This window comes from Iodobacter sp. CM08 (assembly GCF_033446605.1).
Classification (GTDB): domain Bacteria; phylum Pseudomonadota; class Gammaproteobacteria; order Burkholderiales; family Chitinibacteraceae; genus Iodobacter.
Map to the genome: position 1 here is coordinate 37,558 of NZ_JAWQUO010000005.1, position 19,549 is coordinate 57,106.

Annotated in this window: 17 protein-coding genes and 3 pseudogenes; all 20 read right to left on the reverse strand. The window is 47.0% G+C overall.

Annotated features, from left to right (window positions below; all coding sequences use genetic code 11):
• Window positions 1-119: 119 nt before the first annotated feature.
• The 20 genes and pseudogenes from R6242_RS03820 to R6242_RS03900 all read right to left on the reverse strand — a co-directional run bounded on the left by R6242_RS03820 (window position 120) and on the right by R6242_RS03900 (window position 19,548).
• Window positions 120-956, reverse strand: coding sequence for a hypothetical protein (locus R6242_RS03820; RefSeq protein WP_318423948.1), 837 nt, complete (start codon window positions 954-956; stop codon window positions 120-122).
• A pseudogene (locus R6242_RS03825) lies at window positions 916-1,242 on the reverse strand (hemagglutinin repeat-containing protein); the annotation flags it as partial. The gene R6242_RS03820 and the pseudogene R6242_RS03825, both read right to left, overlap by 41 nt.
• A 51-nt stretch (window positions 1,243-1,293) precedes the next feature.
• Window positions 1,294-2,205, reverse strand: coding sequence for a hypothetical protein (locus R6242_RS03830; protein ID WP_318423951.1), 912 nt, complete (start codon window positions 2,203-2,205; stop codon window positions 1,294-1,296).
• A 10-nt stretch (window positions 2,206-2,215) separates the two neighbouring features.
• Window positions 2,216-2,362 carry a hypothetical protein gene (locus R6242_RS03835; RefSeq protein WP_318423954.1) on the reverse strand — a complete coding sequence of 49 codons (147 nt, stop codon included), beginning with the start codon at window positions 2,360-2,362 and terminating at the stop codon, window positions 2,216-2,218.
• A gap of 21 nt (window positions 2,363-2,383) precedes the next feature.
• Window positions 2,384-4,414 carry a VENN motif pre-toxin domain-containing protein gene (locus R6242_RS03840; protein ID WP_318423956.1) on the reverse strand — a complete coding sequence of 677 codons (2,031 nt, stop codon included), beginning with the start codon at window positions 4,412-4,414 and terminating at the stop codon, window positions 2,384-2,386.
• 24 nt (window positions 4,415-4,438) lie between these two features.
• A pseudogene (locus R6242_RS22255) lies at window positions 4,439-4,513 on the reverse strand (hemagglutinin repeat-containing protein); the annotation flags it as partial.
• 107 nt (window positions 4,514-4,620) lie between these two features.
• The gene (locus R6242_RS03845; protein WP_318423958.1) at window positions 4,621-5,118 is read right to left on the reverse strand and encodes a hypothetical protein; all 498 of its coding nucleotides are present in this window, start codon (window positions 5,116-5,118) and stop codon (window positions 4,621-4,623) included.
• A gap of 150 nt (window positions 5,119-5,268) precedes the next feature.
• Window positions 5,269-5,742, reverse strand: coding sequence for a hypothetical protein (locus tag R6242_RS03850; RefSeq protein WP_318423961.1), 474 nt, complete (start codon window positions 5,740-5,742; stop codon window positions 5,269-5,271).
• Between the two features lie 9 nt (window positions 5,743-5,751).
• Window positions 5,752-6,369, reverse strand: a complete 618-nt coding sequence (locus tag R6242_RS22260; protein WP_412099578.1) for a deaminase domain-containing protein — start codon at window positions 6,367-6,369, stop codon at window positions 5,752-5,754.
• A 331-nt stretch (window positions 6,370-6,700) separates the two neighbouring features.
• Window positions 6,701-10,672 (reverse strand): annotated as a pseudogene (locus R6242_RS03855) (hemagglutinin repeat-containing protein).
• Window positions 10,651-11,247 carry a hypothetical protein gene (locus R6242_RS03865; protein WP_318423968.1) on the reverse strand — a complete coding sequence of 199 codons (597 nt, stop codon included), beginning with the start codon at window positions 11,245-11,247 and terminating at the stop codon, window positions 10,651-10,653. The pseudogene R6242_RS03855 and the gene R6242_RS03865 overlap by 22 nt, the downstream one beginning before the upstream one ends.
• A gap of 31 nt (window positions 11,248-11,278) precedes the next feature.
• Window positions 11,279-12,175 carry a PoNi-like cognate immunity protein gene (locus R6242_RS03870; protein WP_318423970.1) on the reverse strand — a complete coding sequence of 299 codons (897 nt, stop codon included), beginning with the start codon at window positions 12,173-12,175 and terminating at the stop codon, window positions 11,279-11,281.
• Window positions 12,172-14,244: a VENN motif pre-toxin domain-containing protein gene (locus tag R6242_RS03875; protein WP_318423973.1), complete on the reverse strand. Its 2,073-nt coding sequence runs from the start codon at window positions 14,242-14,244 to the stop codon at window positions 12,172-12,174. Before R6242_RS03875 ends, R6242_RS03870 begins: the two co-directional genes overlap by 4 nt.
• A gap of 106 nt (window positions 14,245-14,350) precedes the next feature.
• Complete coding sequence (locus R6242_RS22265) at window positions 14,351-14,620, reverse strand: hemagglutinin repeat-containing protein (RefSeq protein WP_412099580.1); 270 nt, start codon at window positions 14,618-14,620, stop codon at window positions 14,351-14,353.
• 45 nt (window positions 14,621-14,665) lie between these two features.
• Window positions 14,666-14,914, reverse strand: coding sequence for a hypothetical protein (locus R6242_RS03880; RefSeq protein ID WP_318423976.1), 249 nt, complete (start codon window positions 14,912-14,914; stop codon window positions 14,666-14,668).
• A gap of 80 nt (window positions 14,915-14,994) precedes the next feature.
• Window positions 14,995-15,201 (reverse strand): DUF4926 domain-containing protein, encoded by a 207-nt coding sequence (locus tag R6242_RS03885; RefSeq protein ID WP_318423979.1) that lies wholly within the window; start codon window positions 15,199-15,201, stop codon window positions 14,995-14,997.
• 195 nt (window positions 15,202-15,396) lie between these two features.
• The gene (locus R6242_RS22270) at window positions 15,397-15,720 is read right to left on the reverse strand and encodes an Imm8 family immunity protein (RefSeq protein ID WP_412099538.1); all 324 of its coding nucleotides are present in this window, start codon (window positions 15,718-15,720) and stop codon (window positions 15,397-15,399) included.
• 93 nt (window positions 15,721-15,813) lie between these two features.
• Window positions 15,814-16,407, reverse strand: a complete 594-nt coding sequence (locus tag R6242_RS03890) for a hypothetical protein (protein WP_318423982.1) — start codon at window positions 16,405-16,407, stop codon at window positions 15,814-15,816.
• Window positions 16,404-18,953: a hemagglutinin repeat-containing protein gene (locus tag R6242_RS03895; protein WP_318424243.1), complete on the reverse strand. Its 2,550-nt coding sequence runs from the start codon at window positions 18,951-18,953 to the stop codon at window positions 16,404-16,406. The genes R6242_RS03890 and R6242_RS03895 overlap by 4 nt, the downstream gene beginning before the upstream one ends.
• A 127-nt stretch (window positions 18,954-19,080) precedes the next feature.
• Window positions 19,081-19,548: a hypothetical protein gene (locus R6242_RS03900; protein ID WP_318423983.1), complete on the reverse strand. Its 468-nt coding sequence runs from the start codon at window positions 19,546-19,548 to the stop codon at window positions 19,081-19,083.
• Window position 19,549 lies beyond the last annotated feature (1 nt).

Sequence of the window (19,549 nt, forward strand, 5' to 3'; positions counted from 1 at the left end):
GCACACCGAGGAAACCGACGAATTGGCCGCCGAGCTATTACAACCCAGCGCTGCTGGGTAGCACACACACAAAACCAGCTCATTTTTAAGTAGAATTTTCTCGCAGTCTTTGAGGAGTTCTACATGAAAGCCATAGGCGCCTCAATGATAACGCTACGCTGGCCCAGCGTGTACATTCGTACCGACAAGGCTAAGGCGATCGCCCGCCACCACAAGGGCCGTGCCGCCTGCACTGATGCTACTAATCCGCCCACGGCCACTTGCAGCACGGCCATCCATTTGTCTGCGTCGGCTTTTTGCTCTGTTTGGCGGGCTTGCAGCTGTGTCAGATCATCAATACGTGCTTGATCTTTTTGCCCTGCTGGTTTGGCGTTTTCTGCTGTTAATGCTTTGTCGGTGGCTTCTAGCGCTGCCTTGGCTTTATCCGCATCCGCAGCGCGATTAGCCATAAAACGGCCAGTTTCCTGAACCAGCGCTTTAGCCGCAGCCATTTGCTCTGCCAACTGTTGTTTATCAAAGTTGTTGGCCAGCTTTTGCTGTGCACCATCGGTATCGTGATTCAGGCTGGCGATGGTTTCGGCCGCAGATTGGCCGGTCAGCGCTTTTTGTTTTGCATCATCCGTAAGAGTGATCTGGCCCTGGCTGATGGCGCTCTTGGTGCTACTGCTGTCACTCTCCTTTGCGCCGATTACTGATGGTGTGCTTGCACTTACATTGGATTGATCAGCAGCGCTCTTGCTTTCAGATTTTTTGCCTGGCGAACTAAAATCAAGCCCGCCGCCTAAGCCGATGGCGTTGGTCTCAGCATGGTTATCAATGTCTTTTTGCGTGAGTGTGCCGGTGCTCAGCTTATTGGCATCGCTGCTACTGGCAATCACAGCTCCCGTCAGATCAGTATTATTTTTAACCTTGATATCAAAGCCATCTTTGCCTGCAAAGATGCCACTCTTGTTCATTTACAGCGGCATAGTCATTCTGCGTTTTTTCATAAGTAGCGCTGGCACTCCCACTCGCACTGCCATAGCCAATCGTGACACTGGCACTGCCCCCTATTTGCTTATTGTCAAATTTACTAATGTCTTGCAGGCTTTCAATATTTAAATTGCCTTTGATATCTGCACTGACTTGTTGGCCTGAAACCGTTGCTCCGCGCAGGTTGGTATCTCCCCCTGAAATCAGGGTGAGTGTTTTTCCTGCGCTCAATTGGCTGTTCTGCCAGACGACATCGCTCCCATTGGCCTTGCCTCGGGATGCGGTAAGCTCTGGTCATTAATCAGCTTTTTCTCAAATAGGCTATATTTGCCAAAATTCGGCGGGTCGTTGTGGCAATAATTTAGCGGCACCCGCTAGCGCGCCTTGCGTCCACTCATCACGATAAAGCGGCACAATTGGCTGCAATTTCGATAATGGCAAAGCCATCAGCGGATGATCCAACTCTGGGTTGATTAAACCAAGAAATTCTCGTACTCGGAGCAGTGCCAAGATTTCAATTGGCCAAGCAGCAAACTTGCCGTAACTAAATTCGGCGTATTGACCACGGTGTTTAACATCTGTTTCATGCGTATGCCAATCCAGCACGTGCAAAATGGGTTCGATCAATTGGTCGGCATCTAGCTCACGAATCAACGCCACTAGCGGAGCAAAAACACCTAGAGGCTCTTCATTATCCTGATCGCCGTTAAATGGCTGATCCAGCAGTGCGTAAATTAAGTGAAATGCAAAACGATGTGCTAAGAACTTCTCGCGTGTACGCACCGTCCAGAAATCATGATAAACGTGCGTTTCATCTAATCCCTGTGCGGCCTGCACCATAGCTTTGGCTTCTTCCATATGCCCTAGCAACAATAAGCGCAATAGGGGTTGCCAATCTGATTGATTAGACCAGCCCCAATTCCCCGCCAGATGTATTTTAAGTGCAGCAAACCAGTAACCATTCGCTTTACGATGCCAATCCCACGCCTCGACCTCTCGCCCAGCGACATTCAAAGCTTCGGCGTTCGCTGTGCTCCATAAGTGCATAGATTTTAAAGAAGTTGAATATTCAAGTGGATTCTCAGTCTGGCGCTCCCCTTGAATCAACACCGTCAACTCTTGTATCGGTTCCTGCCACCACCAGATAGGCTCATTGTCGCGTTGAATCCATTCTTGACGGCTTGCCAAAATTTTTTTTGAACTCCAGCGTTTCCAGACACCTAAGCTACCCATCTTTTGCTCCTTATTTTTTTGTCCATGGCGTTACATTCATCGTGACCGTGCCAGTCTTATTTGATTTCGGCACGAACAGATCGACTTTGAAGCCAGGCAACGTGCCTAGAGGAATATTGTCCAATTCCGTTTCCAGTCGCTTGGCGATCTGCTGCATCTCACTGCCATTCATATGCTGTCAGCCATCCGTTGCATTCGCTGCCCTTTCAATCCGACTCCGCACAAAAGCATCACTCCCCAACCTCTGATCTGGCGACAACGTGCCCGTTTTACCGGTCGTGCTGGTCTTAGCTTCAATCCCAACTAGTTTGCCTTCGGCATTACGGGCGATGATATCAATACCGTGACCACTGTTGTTTTTAATGGCAATAACATCGGTATAACCTTGCTGACGCATTAAGTTAGCAATCGCCATTTCACCAAGATCACCATTCCCCGCCTTAGCCAGCGCACTGCCCAGCGGTGCAAGGCTTTTTTCTGTTTTGGCAACTTGCCACGTCGCATTGATCAATGCAGCATCACCCATCACACCATATTGGGCGCGTAATGATCCCGTAGCTGGCCAGCTAAGCGTGGCTAAGGTTTCTAGAGAGTCTTTACTGATGGAGGCAACGGCCTTACCTGCCCCAATCCCGCCGGACACAATAGGTGCAACCAAGTTTGCCAACTGCACCAGATAAACTCCGGCAGTGGTTGCACCATCTGGTCCAGCAGTCTCTCTAGCAGTCAGAAAAGCATCATATTTTTCCTGAATTTGTGCGGCATAACCTGCAGGCAACTGCTTCAACAGGCTAGGATCAGCCATTACGGCAGAGACAACCTTTGGCAATTCGACAATTGCATTACCCAACGCATTGGCTTCAAGTACAACCCCTAGGCCCATACCGGAAACCAGCCTTAGATCTTGCGTCATACTGATTCCAAAGTGCTTTGCTGCTACAACAGCCTCACAAAAAGAGCCTCCTTTACACTCTGCCGTCTCTTTAACTCCTGCCTCTTTTTGCCAAGTTGAAAGGTAATTATTCTCCATCTCAATCTGCGCCGCATTATTCGCCGCTGCTGCATTCCCCCCTGTTGCCTCTGCAATCCCCGCAATCAAACTACCCACCAGATTTTTACGTTGCTCTTTCTGGGTATCGGTCAGGCTATCTGCTGCCGTAAGGGCGCTATTGATGACGACGCTGGAAGCTGCCCCCACGGCGGCGCTGCTGCAATTACTGCTGGTAGCGGCGGCTCCGGCGCAGGAGGCGATGGCGTGTAGGGCGGCGCGGAGGGTTCCGCTGCTGGCGTCTTCTGTGCCTTTTTTGGTCTGGAAGCTGTCGGCGATCTCTTTGATTTTTTCAGCGCCGATGCTTTGCAGATAGCCAACGGTGGCGTTTTGTAGCAGGCCACTCATGCCGCCAGTGACATTGCCGCCTACGGCCGCTTGCAGCACGGTCATGGCGCGGCCATATTCGCCGCCTGGGGTCCATTTGTCTGCGTCGGCTTTTTGCTCTGTTTGGCGGGCTTGCAGCTGTATCAGATCATCAATACGTGCTTGATCTTTTTGCCCTGCTGGTTTGGCGCTTTCTACTGTTAATGCTTTGTCGGTGGCTTCTAGCGCTGCCTTGGCTTTATCCGCATTCGCAGCGCGATTAGCCATAAAACGGCCCGTTTCCTGAACCAGCGCTTTAGCCGCAGCCATTTGCTCTGCCAACTGTTGTTTATCAAAGTTGTTGGCCAGCTTTTGCTGTGCACCATCGGTATCGTGATTCAGGCTGGCGATGGTTTCGGCCGCAGTTTGGCCGGTCAGCGCTTTTTGTTTTGCATCATCCGTTAGGGTGATCTGGCCCTTGCTAATAGCGCTCTTGGTGCTACTGCTGTCACTCTCCTTTGCACCAACTACAACGGGAGAGCTTGGATTGACATTGGATTTGTCAGCCTCTTTGGTTTGGGCCGTTTGCTCTTTGCCTTTATTGGAGGAGCTAAAATCAAGCCCGCCACCTAAGCCGATGGCGCTGGTCTCGGCATGGTTGCGAATGTCTTTTTGCGTGAGCGTGCCAGTGCTGAGCTTGTTTTTACTGGCATCGCTGCTGCTGGCAATCACCGCCCCTGTCAGATCGGTATTGTTTTTAACCTTGATATCAAAGCCGTCTTTGCCCGCAAATATGCCACTTTGCTCATTTACAGCGGCGTAGTCATTGTGCGTTTTGTCATAAGAGGCGCTCACGCTGGCACTGCCGCTGATTTGCTTGTTGTCGAATTTACTAATGTCTTGCAGACTTTCAATATTTAAATTGCCTTTGATATCTGCAATTACTTGCTGGCCTGTAGCCGTTGCTCAGCAGGATTTAAGTTTCTCTGACCCCAGTTATTTTGTCAGTTCGCCTGATAAGCCACCAGCCTAGCGTTGCATTTACTATTTGAATTCACGTCTCATTGATCTACATAGCCCCAATTATCTTCATCCATTGGTTCAGCCAGCTTTTCTTTTGGGTAGTTACGCAATCCCTCCAGTACAACCGGTAAATCCTGCTCAATAGCAGTAAATTCATCCAAGGGCAAATGATAAGCCGCTTGATAACGAGGCAAATCAAAAGATTCTAAAATAGCTAATGCCCATGGGTGAAAATTACTTGGCATATAATCCCATTGCAAAGCTCGTTTAGATATGGCAAGCCAACGCATAGGAATTGCGGGGTTTAATTTCCCATATGATTCCCATGCTTCATTAATTACCCACCAAAAACTTGAACAATACATATCTTGTCGAAATTCATGCCCCCTTTCTTGCTCAGCTATTCTTTCTTCATATGAGCCAGAATCATAAAGCGCCTTATAATACTCAGTTAAGGCTAGATAAAGAGGCTTGCAATCACCAAATTGATAAATAACATCAGAACAAAATTCATTTACATCAACACTTGGGAACATATACGGGCACTCTGGGGTTATATCTCATGCATGATTTTATCAACCACTTAGGATTAGCACGGTATTTATGCTCAAGCAATACTAACCTAACATCTCAATTGGCCAGTATCCGCTGACCCGATAAGTCTCAAGCCAGAGGCCAATACCTCATTAATCAACCAAACCCCAATTATCTTCATCCATTGGTGCAGCCAGCTTTTCTTTTGGATAGTTACGCACCCCCTTCAGCACAACCGGCAAATCCTGCTCGATAGCAGTAAATTCATCCAATGGCAAATGATAAGCCGCTTGATAACGAGGCAAATCAAAAGATTCTAAAATAGCTAATGCCCATGGGTGAAAATTACTTGGCATATAATCCCATTGCAAAGCTCGTTTAGATATAGCCAACCACCTCATCGGAATTGCAGGGTTTATTCTTCCATAAGCCTCCCATTCTTCATTAATCCCCCACCAAAAGAGATATTCATAACTAAATACCCCTTCATATACAAGTTGATTCATCGCACTATAATCAAAAAGTGATGAATAGTACTTCAGCAACTCTAAATAGTCAGGATCACAACTACTAAATGAGTATATTTCATCAGAGGTTAACTCAAGAATACTTGAACAAGGAAACATACCACTCCATTAATGATTTAAAAATGTTGCCTTCTCAGGCAAAGTAGGCCATGTAGGTGCATTCTTTGGTACGGATGCTTGGTCTACAATAATATTCCCTTCTTTGTACGTAATAATTTTCCCATTGTTATGGTAAACACGCACCTCAACATTTGGAAATCGTTCTAAAAACTGCCTAGAAATTACATCCGTACAGCTCACGCATGGTGAGCGTTCAGTAAACAAATCAACTGTAGCACTTACTTTATTATTCATTTTATATTGCTGAGCAAAGTTCTCTAATATTTTATACTCCGTATCATTTGCACGGTTAATAGGTGACTTAGAACCAACTAACGGCTGCAGAATTCGCTCACTCTCCGGAGGTAGAATAGCAAAGCCATTAACCACGCTATTTGCATCGTTCCCAAAACTAGAGTACGCCTTAACTTCAACGGGCATTTTTCCATCAACACGTATTGTCGCCGTCGCTAAATTACCTGGCAAATGTCCTTTCTCATTCAAAACATTCAGGTTTGCATCCAAACGAACCTGCGCGGCTTTATCTTTCAAATCAAACCATTTATTCGCCAAAAAGTTCTCTGCATCCCTGCCCGAATTAAGCTCAACTCTGGCCTTTGCAATCATTTCAGCTTCTAATTTTGCTAATGCTTTAGCTTCTATATTTTTAGCAACTAAATTACCCACCGCGGCTTTTGTGAGCGTGCCACCAACCTTAAATAATGGAATGAGAATATCTTCAACAATAACCGGATCTAATGCAGGTTCGCCTACTTTTGAGTACCGGATAGAGCTGATACCTAGTTTATTGATTGTAGCGACCTCCTGCTCGGCCTTAGCAATCAATTTTTTCTTAGTATCAATAATATCTTGATATTTTTCAGGCGTGCAGTTCTGTACCACAACAGAACAACCACCTGTACCCACTTTAATTAATTCAGCCAGTTGATTCTGCTGATCAATTAATACTGCTTTCGTTACCGCCGCGATTTCTTGGCATGCACCTTGTGTATTACAACTATCAATTGCTGCTTTCAAAGAGGCGTCGCGCTTTTTATCAGTAGCCTTGAGTTCTTCAGCTTTTTTACAACTGCTACTATTTGTGACATTGCACGCTTTTTCTGCGGCAATAAGCTCTTTCTTTTCGCTACGGCTTAAAAAATTATTCTCCATCTCAATCTGCGCCGCATTATTCGCCGCTGCCGCATTGCCATCCGTGGCCGCCACGATGCCGGTGATGATGGAGCCAACCAGATTCTTACGTTTCTCCTTTTCACTGGCGCTCATCTTATCTGCGCTGGTGTTTTCAATTTCAGATAAGACGTTGTTGATGACGACGCTGGAAGCCGCGCCCACGGCGGCGCTGCTGCAGTTACTACTCGTTGCCGCTGCTCCAGCGCAGGAGGCGATGGCGTGTAGGGCGGCGCGGATGGTTCCGCTGCTGGCGTCTTCTGTGCCTTTTTGGGTCTGGAAGCTGTCGGCGATGTCTTTGATCTTTTCAGCGCTTATGCTTTGCAGATAGCCAACGGTGGCGTTTTGTAGCAGGCCACTCATGCCTCCAGTGACATTGCCACCCACGGCCACTTGCAGCACGGTCATGGCGCGACCATATTCGCCGCCTGGGGTCCATTTGTCTGCGTCGGCTTTTTGCTCTGTTTGGCGGGCTTGCAGCTGTATCAGATCATCAATACGTGCTTGATCTTTTTGCCCTGCTGGTTTGGCGTTTTCTGCTGTTAATGCTTTGTCGGTGGCCTCTAGCGCTGCCTTGGCTTTATCCGCATCCGCCGCGCGATTGGCCATAAAGCGGCCCGTTTCCTGAACCAGCGCTTTAGCCGCAGCCATTTGCTCTGCCAGCTGCTGTTTATCAAAGTTATTGGCCAGCTTTTGCTGTGCACCATCGGTATCGTGATTCAGGCTGGCGATGGTTTCGGCCGCAGTTTGGCCGGTCAGCGCTTTTTGTTTTGCATCATCCGTCAGGGTGATCTGGCCCTGGCTGATGGCGCTCTTGGTGCTACTGCTGTCACTCTCCTTTGCGCCAACTACAACGGGAGAGCTTGGATTGACATTGGATTTGTCAGCCTCTTTGGTTTGGGGCGTTTGCTCTTTGCCTTTATCGGAGGAGCTAAAATCAAGCCCGCCGCCTAAGCTGATGGCGCTGGTCTCGGCATGGTTGTTGATATCTTTTTGCGTGAGCGTGCCAGTGCTAAGCTTGTTTTTACTCGCATCGCTGCTACTGGCAATCACCGCCCCCATCAGATCGGTATTGTTTTTAACCTTGATATCAAAGCCATCTTTGCCCGCAAAGATGCCGCTCTGCTCATTCACTGCGGCATAGTCATTGTGTGTTTTGTCATAAGAGGCGCTCACGCTGCCACTGGCGCTACCGTAGCCGATTGTGACACTGGCGCTGCCGCTAATTTGCTTGTTGTCGAATTGACTGATGTCTTGCAGGCTTTCTATCTTTAAATTGCCTTTGATATCTGCAATGACTTGCTGGCCGCTTGCCGTGGCGCCGATCAGCTGTGTGTCCCCTCCCGAGCTGATTGTCAGGGTTTTGCCTGCATTCAGCTCAGTATTTTGCCAAACCACATCTTGCCCATCCGCTTTGCCCCTCGATGCGCTCACTTCTGCTGTTATGCCGTAACTTACCCCGCCCTGCCCAATATCAGCGGCCACCCCCACCCCCCAGCCATTGCTGCTGTTCGTGCTGTGCTGATCATTGCTATCCTTGGCGGCTTGCAGCGTTACTTTATTGTCTGCTTGCAAAGTGAGGTTTTGTGCCGCATCTACCTTGGTGCCGGTGATGGTGATATTGCTTTCTGCTCCTCCCCCGCTCGCAATCATTTTAATATCGCCACCCGCACTGATTGAACCGCGCTGATGCGTTGTTGCACTGGAGACCGCTTCACTTTGCGAGGTATTCTGGCCAGCCGTAATACTGACCTTAGCAATACTGCCTGATTCCATAGCTTGCGCAGCCTGAACCCCATTGTAAGCCGCTAACGCTGCCGCTCCAGCCGCCATCGCACGGGTACGGGCATCTTTGCTGCCTTGCATCATGAGCAACATTTGCTCTGCAGTTTGTGCCGCCGAGATCACTGCACTGCTGACCTTGGTGGTGATCCCCGTTTGCTCCATTTCATGCTGTTCTTGGTGCTGCTGCTGATCCACTGTGCTGCTGATATCAATACGCTTGCTCGTCAGCAGCAGGTCTTTTCCTGCGCTGAGGTCTGTGCCTTGTAATGCAATGCTCTCTTTGGCTTTCAAGGTGACATTGGCATTCTGGCTAATAATGCTACTTTGCAGTCCCCCTTGCTGGGTACTCTGGTCTTTCCAGTGATCTTCATTCTGCCGAACCCCATTGGTCTGGCTCATATTGCCGCCAGCAACTTCTCCAATCTGCTGGCCGTGCTCATTTAGCTCAGACATCCGCTCAATTTGGCCAGACTGGCCAATAATCCGCCCCTGATCTGCACTTAATAAAACCTCGCCTTGCGCCACAACTGCCGCACCAGCAAGATGGATGTCTCCCTTGGCAGCGCTAATTTCAATTGTTTTACCACTGATCAGGCTGGCGGTTTGTGCCCCGCCCAAATCCTTACCATCGCCTTCTTTACGCCCTTGATTGTAAGGAAGAGAAGAAACATGCCCAGCATTTGCCGCGCCATCCAATGTCCTTACGGCATCGCCTAATGAGGGCACGCCCAATGAAATGCTATGCCCATATTGATAGGATGCATTGCTACTATCCAAACGATCATTCATAGCAAGGATATTGACTTGATTATTCGCTTGCAGCAGGGTTTTGCCTTCCCCTTGAATGCTTGATCCTGAAACCATTAGATCCCCCCCTTGCCACTGGCCTGTTGCATCTTTTTCACCTAAAGCACGCACCGTGATATCTTGCCCAGCCGTGATATGGCTCCCTCGATGGGTGGTACTTTGCATCTCAGTTTGAGACCCAGAGCGACTCTCTTGGTAAGCCAACGACAAGCCCGGCGTATCCATGCCCGTCGCCGCCAATTCATTCAGCGCAGATTTGGCCCCTTGATAGCCTTGTTGCGTATCACGAATGGTCTTAAGGTTTTGAACCGTATCAAAAGGTGTACCGACCACCTGCAAGCTTAAACCTCGGCTTGTTTCTTCATGCTGTTGGCTGCTATTAAGCTGATCCTGGCTGGTTTCAATACTGACATTACGGCCTTCTAGGGTAATCGTTCCCGCTAAGGCGCTCACATCACTGCCGCCAATTTTTAGATCACGGCCAGCCTGCACACTGACTTTACCGCCTAGGGCCAATACTGATAGATAACCCATCAGAGAAAATGCCTGACTTCTTCTCTTCCCTTAAATGGGTTTGCTGTGAAGTATTGCTTGAGGCCAAAAGGCTAATATCCCTCCCAGCCAATAGCGCTACATCCTGCTCCCCAACAATACTACTGCCATTCACCTTAATATCATTCCCCGCCTGCACCTTCATGCTGTTGCCAGACAAACTACTGCCGATGGCTTGAGTCGTGCGGCTGGTGTCAAAGGTGGTGGTGGTCGAGCTGGAGAACCAGCCTCGGCTTTCGCGGAAGGTTTCACGGGTATCGGTTTGCGTCACATCAATCGAATTGATCTCGATATCTTTTTTAGCCGCTAAGCTCAGTAGGCCTTTTTCTGCCAGCAGATCTGCGCCTTTCAGGCTGATATTGCCATCTGGGCCGATGGCTTTAATGCTGAGATTCTGCCCAGCCGTGACGCTGCCGCCTTGTAAGCTCTCCTTGCTAAAGGCGTGTCTATCGTAGCGATTATTGCCTGCGCGCTGAACATCACTAGATTGAAACTCCTTAGCAGCAGAGATTTGCACACTGCTGCCTATCAAAATAGAGTCCTTTCCTGTGTGGAAATCTGTGCCTAACAGCGTTAAATCCCCCCCCGACAGCAACTTGGCATTTTGCCCCGCACTGATGCTACTAATATTTTGCTGTGTAGCTTGTAGCTTGTAGCTTGTAGCTTTAAATAATTGGTGCGCCCTCCCGCCCAATCGTTACCAGTGACTATTTGCAAACTACTGCTAGTGGCGACACTTTGGCTATCGATCTTGCCTACGGCTTGCATGCTTAGATCTTGCGCTGCCTGTACGCTGGCGGCTTTAAGCAGCAGATCGCGGCCTGCGCTCAGGCTGATTTCGCCGCCTTGCACAGTCGCTTGCCGGTCTAGATTAGATTGCTTGGCCGTGCCCGCCGCGTTTGTAGTTTCAACCATCGCCAGCGTTTGCAAGACAATATCGCGGCCCGCACTCAGGCTAAGTTTGCTGCCCTCGCCCATACCCACAATCTGGCCGGATTGATTTTGTAAATCATTATTGGCATGGATAAAGATTTGCTGGCCGCCGATTTGCCCGTGATCATTGAATACATCACGGCCCGCATTCAGCGTGAGTTTGTTGCCCACAATGCTGGAATTGCGGTTCACCAGATCTTCGCTGCTGCTTAAATGCACTTCACGCGCAGAGATCACCGCCCCGCCTATCTTTACCTACATTTACACCTTATTTACGCCTAAATAATTTTGAGAAGAATCCGCGTTTAGGTTCGTCAATAGCCTCTGGAAGTGCAATGCTTATCTCCACCATAGGATGAGTACTTGGCCCGTCGGGTCTTAATAAATCGCCCGGATAATACTCGTGCCTTAAACATTGGGAGTCATCTAAACCCAAGGCCTTAGCCACAGCAACGGCCTCTACACACCAGCGACCAAAATACGCTCCCCCTTCAAAATTACGATCTCCATATGTATACCAATAAGGGCGCTCATACATGGCGGTATCCGCAGACAAGCCCTTCTTGGCAGGGCGATTCAACTCTTTGTACCATTTGTCTACAAACACAAACAATCGCTTGGCTTGCTCATCAACAGGGGCATTCACCGCATCAAGTAACCGCTGATAAGGCTTAGGGTGGCAAAGCCGAGAACCAATCTTCCGCCCTGACTGACGTGAAGCAATAACACGATCCAATAATTCATCCTGTCCCTCATTTCCTATTAATGCTAATAATCGTTGCCATTGCTCCTCTGGAATAGATAGAGCCAAAGCCAAACCCACAAGCCAGAAACAAACAATGTAATGATCCAGATTCACGGTCCAAGCATGACGCGTATATTGCTGCTCTTCTGTCCAGATATCTTTTCCTAATCGTTCAGATTCTTCCCATGCATCTAATAATGGTGAAAAATACTGAGACAATTCACTAATTTCATCACCGCGAGAATAACGACGTAATATTTGATGCCAATTCTCTTGAGCGAGTTGAAAGATATACTGCGGACGATAAGATGGATCGCCCGATGGTTCTTTGAGTTTTTCTAAAACATCTCCAATACGACCATCGCAATAATTCACCCATTCATCCCAATAAGCTTGCCCCCCTAATGATGAACGTATCATTTTTTTCCTCCCAGTAATTTAGATGCGAGGCTCGGATCAGAGAAAAAACGTCCATTTTTATCTAGCACGCCAACGGTTATTCGCCCAAATGGATCCGTATGAACTAGCCACTTTTCAACACGCCCTTGGTTCATTGCATCAAAAATCTTATTTGCTGCTATTGTATTATTTTCAACCGACTCTAATACCCGATTGTAATTAGTATTTGCTCCTGACAGCCAGCTATCGCTCATCTGCAAACCATCTTTAGTTTCTTTTAAAACAGATGAGCCAAATTTATATTCCACCACAATATAATCAACATTAGGTTTATTGACTTTATAAAGATCATCAATCCCAGTTTGTCCAATTCCCGGAGAACGACCTATTTTCTGAGCACCCGGAGCAAGGCTCGTAATCTTTTCACCCCCAAGTAAATCGCCAACAACACTTTTTTGTGCATTAGTCAGATTACGAAAATCCATTAATGGCTTGCCATCTACAGCAAATACACCGCCTTTTGCCACTAATTGATCAAATTTCGCAGTATTAACTAAAGCCTCCAGCCCTTGCTCTGAAAGCACCACGCCCGCCTTAGCTAAAGCCACACCGCCCTTAGCAACGCCACCTACCCCTGTTGCCACACTCCCCACTTGCCAAATCAAGCTTCCAAGGTCTTTACCAAACTGTTCTGCCTGAACATCACCACCTTGGGTTAGCGCTTGATCCATTCGAGCCATTTTTAAGTTCAGCTCGCCCAAGATGGTTTCACCCAACTGCTGTCTGACTTCTGGGCTAGTAATAATTTGTTTTAATCCATTTAAACCTGCAATTGGATCAGCTAGAAATTGTGCAATGCCCTTTACATCACTCCAACCGGACTCTGCTAAGCCCTTACCAATACCGGTTGCGGTCAGTCCATCCTGCTTTCCGCTTATATATGCCCACTTACCACTTACCTTAATTTCGTCAAGTAAACTCTTTGCCTCTTTTAATTCCTTTAAATACTGAGCATTTTGGCTTGGCGAAAGCCAATTATTCTCCATCTCAATCTGTGCCGCATTATTTGCTGCGACTGCATTACCACCTGTTGCCTCTGCAATCCCCGCAATCAGACTACCCACCAGATTTTTACGTTGCTCTTTCTGAGTATCACTCAGGCTATCTGCTGCCGTAAGGGCGTTGTTGATCACTACGCTGGATGCGGCTCCCACGGCGGCGCTGCTGCAGTTGCTGCTCGTTGCCGCTGCTCCGGCGCAGGATGCGATGGCGTGTAGGGCGGCGCGGACGTTTTGGCTGGTTTGGTTTTCTTCTCCCTTTTGGGTCTGGAAGCTGTCGGCGATGTCTTTGATCTTTTCAGCGCTTATGCTTTGCAGATAGCCAACGGTGGCGTTTTGTAGCAGGCCACTCATGCCTCCAGTGACATTGCCACCCACGGCCACTTGCAGCACGGTCATGGCGCGACCATATTCGCCGCCTGGGGTCCATTTGTCTGCGTCGGCTTTTTGCTCTGTTTGGCGGGCTTGCAGCTGTATCAGATCATCAATACGTGCTTGATCTTTTTGCCCTGCTGGTTTGGCGTTTTCTGCTGTTAATGCTTTGTCGGTGGCCTCTAGCGCTGCCTTGGCTTTATCCGCATCCGCCGCGCGATTGGCCATAAAGCGGCCCGTTTCCTGAACCAGCGCTTTAGCCGCAGCCATTTGCTCTGCCAACTGTTGTTTATTAAAGTTGTTGGCCAGCTTTTGCTGTGCACCATCGGTATCGTGATTCAGGCTGGCGATGGTTTCGGCCGCAGTTTGGCCGGTCAGCGCTTTTTGTTTTGCATCATCCGTCAGGGTGATCTGGCCCTGGCTGATGGCACTCTTGGTGTTGCTGCTGTCACTATCCTGCGCACCGATTACTGATGGTGTGCTTGCACTTACATTGGATTGATCAGCGCTCTTGCTTTCAGATTTTTTGCCTGACGAACTAAAATCAAGCCCGCCACCTAAGCCGATGGCGCTGGTCTCGGCATGGTTGTTGATGTCTTTTTGCGTCAGCGTGCCTGTGCTGAGCTTATTTTTACCCGCATCACTGATGCTGGCAATCACCGCCCCTGTCAGATCGGTATTGTTTTTAACCTTGATATCAAAGCCATCTTTGCCTGCAAAAATGCCACTTTGCTCATTTACCGCGGCATAGTCATTGTGCGTTTTATCATAGGAAGCGCTGGCACTCCCACTCGCACTGCCATAGCCAATGGTGACACTGGCACTGCCCCCCTATTTGCTTATTGTCGAATTGACTAATGTCTTGCAGGCTTCCAATATTTAAATTGCCTTTGATATCTGCAATGACTTGCTGGCCTGTCACCGTTGCGCCGCGCAAGTTGGTATCTCCCCCTGAAATCAGGGTGAGTGTTTTTCCGGCGTTTAATTGGCTGTTCTGCCAAACGACATCGCTTGAGAGTATGAAACATAGCAGGATTTAAGTTTGCTCTGCCCCCAGTTATTTGACCCCAGTTATTCTAATTTAATAATCTATGCCTAATGTTTCCGGCAATTTATTCACGAATACTTTCTTCTCTATTCCTTCGTACTTATCAGATAAATCTTTAATTTTCTCACACAACTCAGACCTGAGGTCATCATTAATCAACTGCAATTCAGATGACAATTTCTCGAGCATATCAACTGCCAAGTCCTCATTTAATAGCTCTTGGTTTGAAAATTCCAAAAATATAGCAACATCAACCAATGCCTTAACTAAATGATCATCCATGACAACATTCCTTACATTACTATTTTTATTTTTAAATAAACAAATCCATATTTATATAATATTTTCACCTCATGTTGCCTTCAAACTACAACCCACTCCAGATCGTTTTCTGAAACTGTTACTACAGCCAAAGCTTCCCCATTGGCATCAACAAACTCGACCTCATACTCCGCCAACCCCTCTAAGGAAAAAACCATCAATATAGTGCCAATAGTTTTAGCAGGGACATCAACGTGAAGTCTAGACTTTGATTGAATCACATCATATTCCAAAAATTTTTCTTTCATTTATTTGCTGGCATCCTTGTAACTAAACGAATAATTCCATCGTTATTTTTTACCCAACCAAATGTAATATTTATTACCCTACCATTACCCCCAACAATTGGAATGACCTGATAAAACTTCACACTATACGGTGCAAATACTGTCTTTACCGCTACCAATATTTATTAACAATTATAATTTATAATCTTCGAATTCTCACGCAAGGAATCTTGATATCTTCGTGGCAATTTCTTGCCAATCAATTCCCTCACATGAATCAACTTTACATCTAATTATTTCACAAATTTCATGAAAATCAAATGACCTAACAATAATCATATGACGCCCCCAAGTTGGTTCCCATACATGTTTACTGACCCACCCCGCGGTACATACGAGCACTTCAAAATTATCGGAACCTGAAGAGTCACTCATACCAATTCGTATTAATAGATTCAAACAAAAACAACTCTTGTCTTCAGGAGTAAACACATCCATATCATACAAGTCACTAGAAATACTTCTCACAATAGGCTTCATTTTATACCTTGTTATTTTGTAACATTTAAATGTTTATTATTTATTATTTATTTTAACATCCTTATCACTAATAACATTTATATTCACAATATTTCAATCTGGAATTACCCGCAACATCGTAATTATTTGATCCGTACTTTCGGACAAATCGAGAGCATGCTGCCCTCCAACAATAAGCCCGCCATAACTTTCATCAACGTAAAACCACTCATCACCAGAGTCATAATGCATGGATGTATAAGGAAGAAAAGAATCCACACGATCTCCCAACCTCATGCCCTCTGGCAATCTACCTTGATATGATAAATCTAAATTTTTCGCATCAAATTTAGAGGATTTTTTAATATCATCAGAATAACAATCAACCAACCAGACTGTCACAGTCAAAACAACCCCATTACTTATTTTTATCGTTAAAGATCGATCATCAATCCCAATTCCATCTTCTTGACCAGCCCCCCCAAATCGTGCATCTGTACTTAGAAAGGAAATATACTCCATATTTTCTTCTTTTCTAAGCACTGGCCCCCCTGGAAAATGAAATAAATCGATCGTTCCAACCACCTTATATTTTTGCAATACCTTGTCCAAGTCCGCAACTTTTGTGCCCAACATAATTCCTGCACACGATTCATACGGGACAATAGGACAATTCCAATTCACATTCATCTCAATTTCTTTTGTCATTTCACTCTCCAATTTTTCCCATACTTATCAAGCGGAATAATAGTCTGTCCATCAGGATTAAAATATACCACTCGCCCTTTATTTTCAGCGGGATCATACTTTTTATAAGTTGTAGGTTCGATTATTTTCCCTATTGATCCATCTTTATAAGTAACTTTATAGTACTGTCCTTTATGTATTGAGTCCTCACTAGCAGGACTAAACTGCACTTTGCTAACTAAAGGATGATTGTCAACTTTAAAAACCTGTGCATTGCCAGAGGTACCCTTTATAGGTGCTTCATCAAGTGTGGCATATCCATCCATTTTATAAGCTTTTTTCAAATCGTTTTTATTTGCTCCCCAAATATTTTCCACCCCCCTTGGAATTCCTTCTTTCTTTGCTAAATCTTGACGAAGTTGAGATGCGGCCCCTATATCAGCCACCCCATCAGATTTATTATATTTTGTTGCTGTACCTGTTGTACTTGGCAATTCTGGCCCTGTCTCACTCTTTGGCGACTTCAAGGAATTATTACTACCACCAAACGCCATTGAAGCAATCGCAGCACGCATAAATTCCTTAGAATTAACCCCCTCGCTTGAAGTCATTAATTTTTCCGACTCTGCACGAGTAACAACAGCAATCCATAAAGAACTCAAATTAAGAGACTCTTGTACTGATAAATCCCCTTTACTTGCCAATGTTTTAAGCTTCGCCAATTCGCCATCAATTTCAGTTCTTGTCACTTTACCCTGAGGCTTAGCCAAAAAATCTGCCGTACTTGTAGCAACTGTTTTAACTCTTGCAGTCGTCCCTTTTAAAAATGTTAACGCATTATTCTCCATCTCAATCTGCGCCGCATTATTCGCCGCAGCTGCATTGCCATCCGTTGCCGCAACAATGCCGGTGATGATAGAGCCCACCAGGTTCTTACGTTTTTCCTTTTCGCTGGCAGTCATCTTATCTGCGGTGGTGTTTTCAATTTCTGATAAGACGTTGTTAATCACGACGCTGGAAGCCGCGCCCACTGCAGCGCTACTGCAATTGCTGGCTGTGACCGCTGCTCCGGCGCAAGAGGCGATGGCGTGCAGGGCGGCGCGGACGTTTTGGCTAGTTTGGTTTTCTTCGCCATCCACTTTCTGGAAGCTGTTGGCTATCTCTTTGATTTTTTCAGCGCCCAAGCTTTGCACGTAAGCCACGGAGGCGTTTTGCACTAGTCCCGTTACGCCGCCGCTAACATTTCCACCCACTGCGGCTTGCAGTGCGGTCATGGCGCGGCCATAGTCTCCGCCGGGCGTCCATTTATTAGCTTCAGTTAGCTTGTCTTTTAAGGCGTTTGTTGCAGTTGGATCGGTGTTTTCTGCCAGCGCCTTTTTCGCCGCATCCGCCTCAGCCGTGCGGTTGGCCATAAAGGTATTGCCTTCTTGCAGGAAGGTTTTGGTGGCGCTGAATAGCTCGTTGATTTTTTCAGGCTTAAAATCGTTGTCTAGTTTTTGCTGCGCGCTATCGGTGTCACGGTTTAGGCTGGCGATGGTTTCGGCGGCAGTTTTGCCGGTCAGCTCTTTTTGCTTGGCTTCGTCGGTGATGGTGATTTTGGCGGTGGCGATGGCGCTTTTGGTGGTGCTTGTGCCATTGTCCCCAGCGCTGAGCGCAACTGGCATGGTGGCCGTCACGCCACTTGGGCCTGCGTCGTAGAGTTTGCTACCAGAAGGGGCGGCCGCCTGATCACCACTTTTGCCATCATCTGGTTTTTTCTCAGTGCCGCCCATGCTAAAGCCACCGCCAATGCCGATGCTGCTGGCGCTGTATTCGGCGTGGTTGTTGATTTCTTTTTGCGTGAGCGTGCCGGTGCTGAGGGTGTTGTCCGCCGATTTGCTGGCGATCACCGCACCATTTAGATCGGTGTTGTTTTTAACCTTAATCTCAAAGCCATCTTTGCCTGCAAATAAGCCGCTTTGCTCTTGCACCGCCGCGTAGTCAGATTTCATCTTGTCCTGACTGATGCTGGCGCTGCCGGATACGCCAACGCCCACCGTCACGCTGGCGCTGACGCTGCTTTGCTTGCTGTCAAATTGGCTGGTGTCTTGGCGGCTAGCGAGTTTTAAATCGCCGCCGACGTCAGCAATGATTTTATTGCCGCTCACAACGGCGCCTTCGATACGGGTGTCATTGCCGGAGTCCAGCTCCAGGGTTTTAGCGGCGTTGATATGGCTGTTTTGCTGGGCGGTGTCTTTGCCGTCGGCATGGCCACGGCTCAGGCTGCCGTTGGCAGTCACATCATAGCTAGCGCCACCTTGGCCAAAGGTAATGGCCACCCCAGCGCCCCAGTTGGAGCTGCTGTTTTTGCTATGCTGCTCGCTCTCGTCCAGCGCCGATTGCAAGTTGATATCGCCATCCGATTTCAGCTTGATATTGCCTTTGGCATTGAGCGTGCTACCGCTATGGCTGATGCTACTGCTTTTGGTAGTGCTTTCGGATTTTGACTCGCCATAAGTAATGCTAACGCTGAGCGATTTAGGATCTGCGGCAGAAAAAATGGGGCCAAGACTTGCAATACAACAAATAGTTTAACTAAATTGTTGTATTGCAAGACGGTATTGGACCCTCGCTTTCTCGCCTTCTGCAGAAACCCGCCTACTTGGCTAATGTGCGGAACAAAGCCATTGAACAAACAAAATGTTAGATGCATGGCTAGGGTAAAAGTTTAAACCAAAATGGCTTACCATCAATTAAGGCATAATCATCTGAAGTTTTTTTGTGCTCGTATATATAGTTTGGAATACTGATATCTCCAATTTTCAAGGGTGCGCCATATCCAAATTCATTACGATAAATAATCATGCACTCTATAGAATCATTCAACTTAAATAAGATTTCTTTAAAGAAATCAGTTAACAATTCATTTTCAGTCCCCTCATCGACACCCTGAATAACATCAGAAACACAAAGGACACTTAATCTCTTTGTGATATATCGAAATTCAATTACAAAATCATCAAAACTAGACTCGGCAACATATCCAGCATAGAGCTGACTCAAAGTAATTGGACACGCAGAAACTCCACATACCATTCGTATTACTTCAAAAAATAACGGTAGCTTTCCTACTTCTTCCAAACGATGAAGATTGGTCGAATCAATAAAACCAACTTTACTCATA

What these genes read in the sequence shown, in the direction of transcription:
- R6242_RS03880 (WP_318423976.1), bottom strand. Translation starts at nt 14,914, where the DNA reads ATGGATGATCATTTAGTTAAGGCATTGGTTGATGTTGCTATATTTTTG.
- R6242_RS03870 (WP_318423970.1), bottom strand. Translation starts at nt 12,175, where the DNA reads ATGATACGTTCATCATTAGGGGGGCAAGCTTATTGGGATGAATGGGTG.
- R6242_RS22270 (WP_412099538.1), bottom strand. Translation starts at nt 15,720, where the DNA reads ATGAAGCCTATTGTGAGAAGTATTTCTAGTGACTTGTATGATATGGAT.
- R6242_RS03830 (WP_318423951.1), bottom strand. Translation starts at nt 2,205, where the DNA reads ATGGGTAGCTTAGGTGTCTGGAAACGCTGGAGTTCAAAAAAAATTTTG.
- R6242_RS03890 (WP_318423982.1), bottom strand. Translation starts at nt 16,407, where the DNA reads ATGACAAAAGAAATTGAGATGAATGTGAATTGGAATTGTCCTATTGTC.
- R6242_RS03885 (WP_318423979.1), bottom strand. Translation starts at nt 15,201, where the DNA reads ATGAAAGAAAAATTTTTGGAATATGATGTGATTCAATCAAAGTCTAGA.
- R6242_RS03850 (WP_318423961.1), bottom strand. Translation starts at nt 5,742, where the DNA reads ATGTTTCCTTGTTCAAGTATTCTTGAGTTAACCTCTGATGAAATATAC.
- R6242_RS03900 (WP_318423983.1), bottom strand. Translation starts at nt 19,548, where the DNA reads ATGAGTAAAGTTGGTTTTATTGATTCGACCAATCTTCATCGTTTGGAA.
- R6242_RS03845 (WP_318423958.1), bottom strand. Translation starts at nt 5,118, where the DNA reads ATGTTCCCAAGTGTTGATGTAAATGAATTTTGTTCTGATGTTATTTAT.
- R6242_RS03820 (WP_318423948.1), bottom strand. Translation starts at nt 956, where the DNA reads ATGAACAAGAGTGGCATCTTTGCAGGCAAAGATGGCTTTGATATCAAG.
- R6242_RS03835 (WP_318423954.1), bottom strand. Translation starts at nt 2,362, where the DNA reads ATGCAGCAGATCGCCAAGCGACTGGAAACGGAATTGGACAATATTCCT.
- R6242_RS22260 (WP_412099578.1), bottom strand. Translation starts at nt 6,369, where the DNA reads ATGATTGCAAAGGCCAGAGTTGAGCTTAATTCGGGCAGGGATGCAGAG.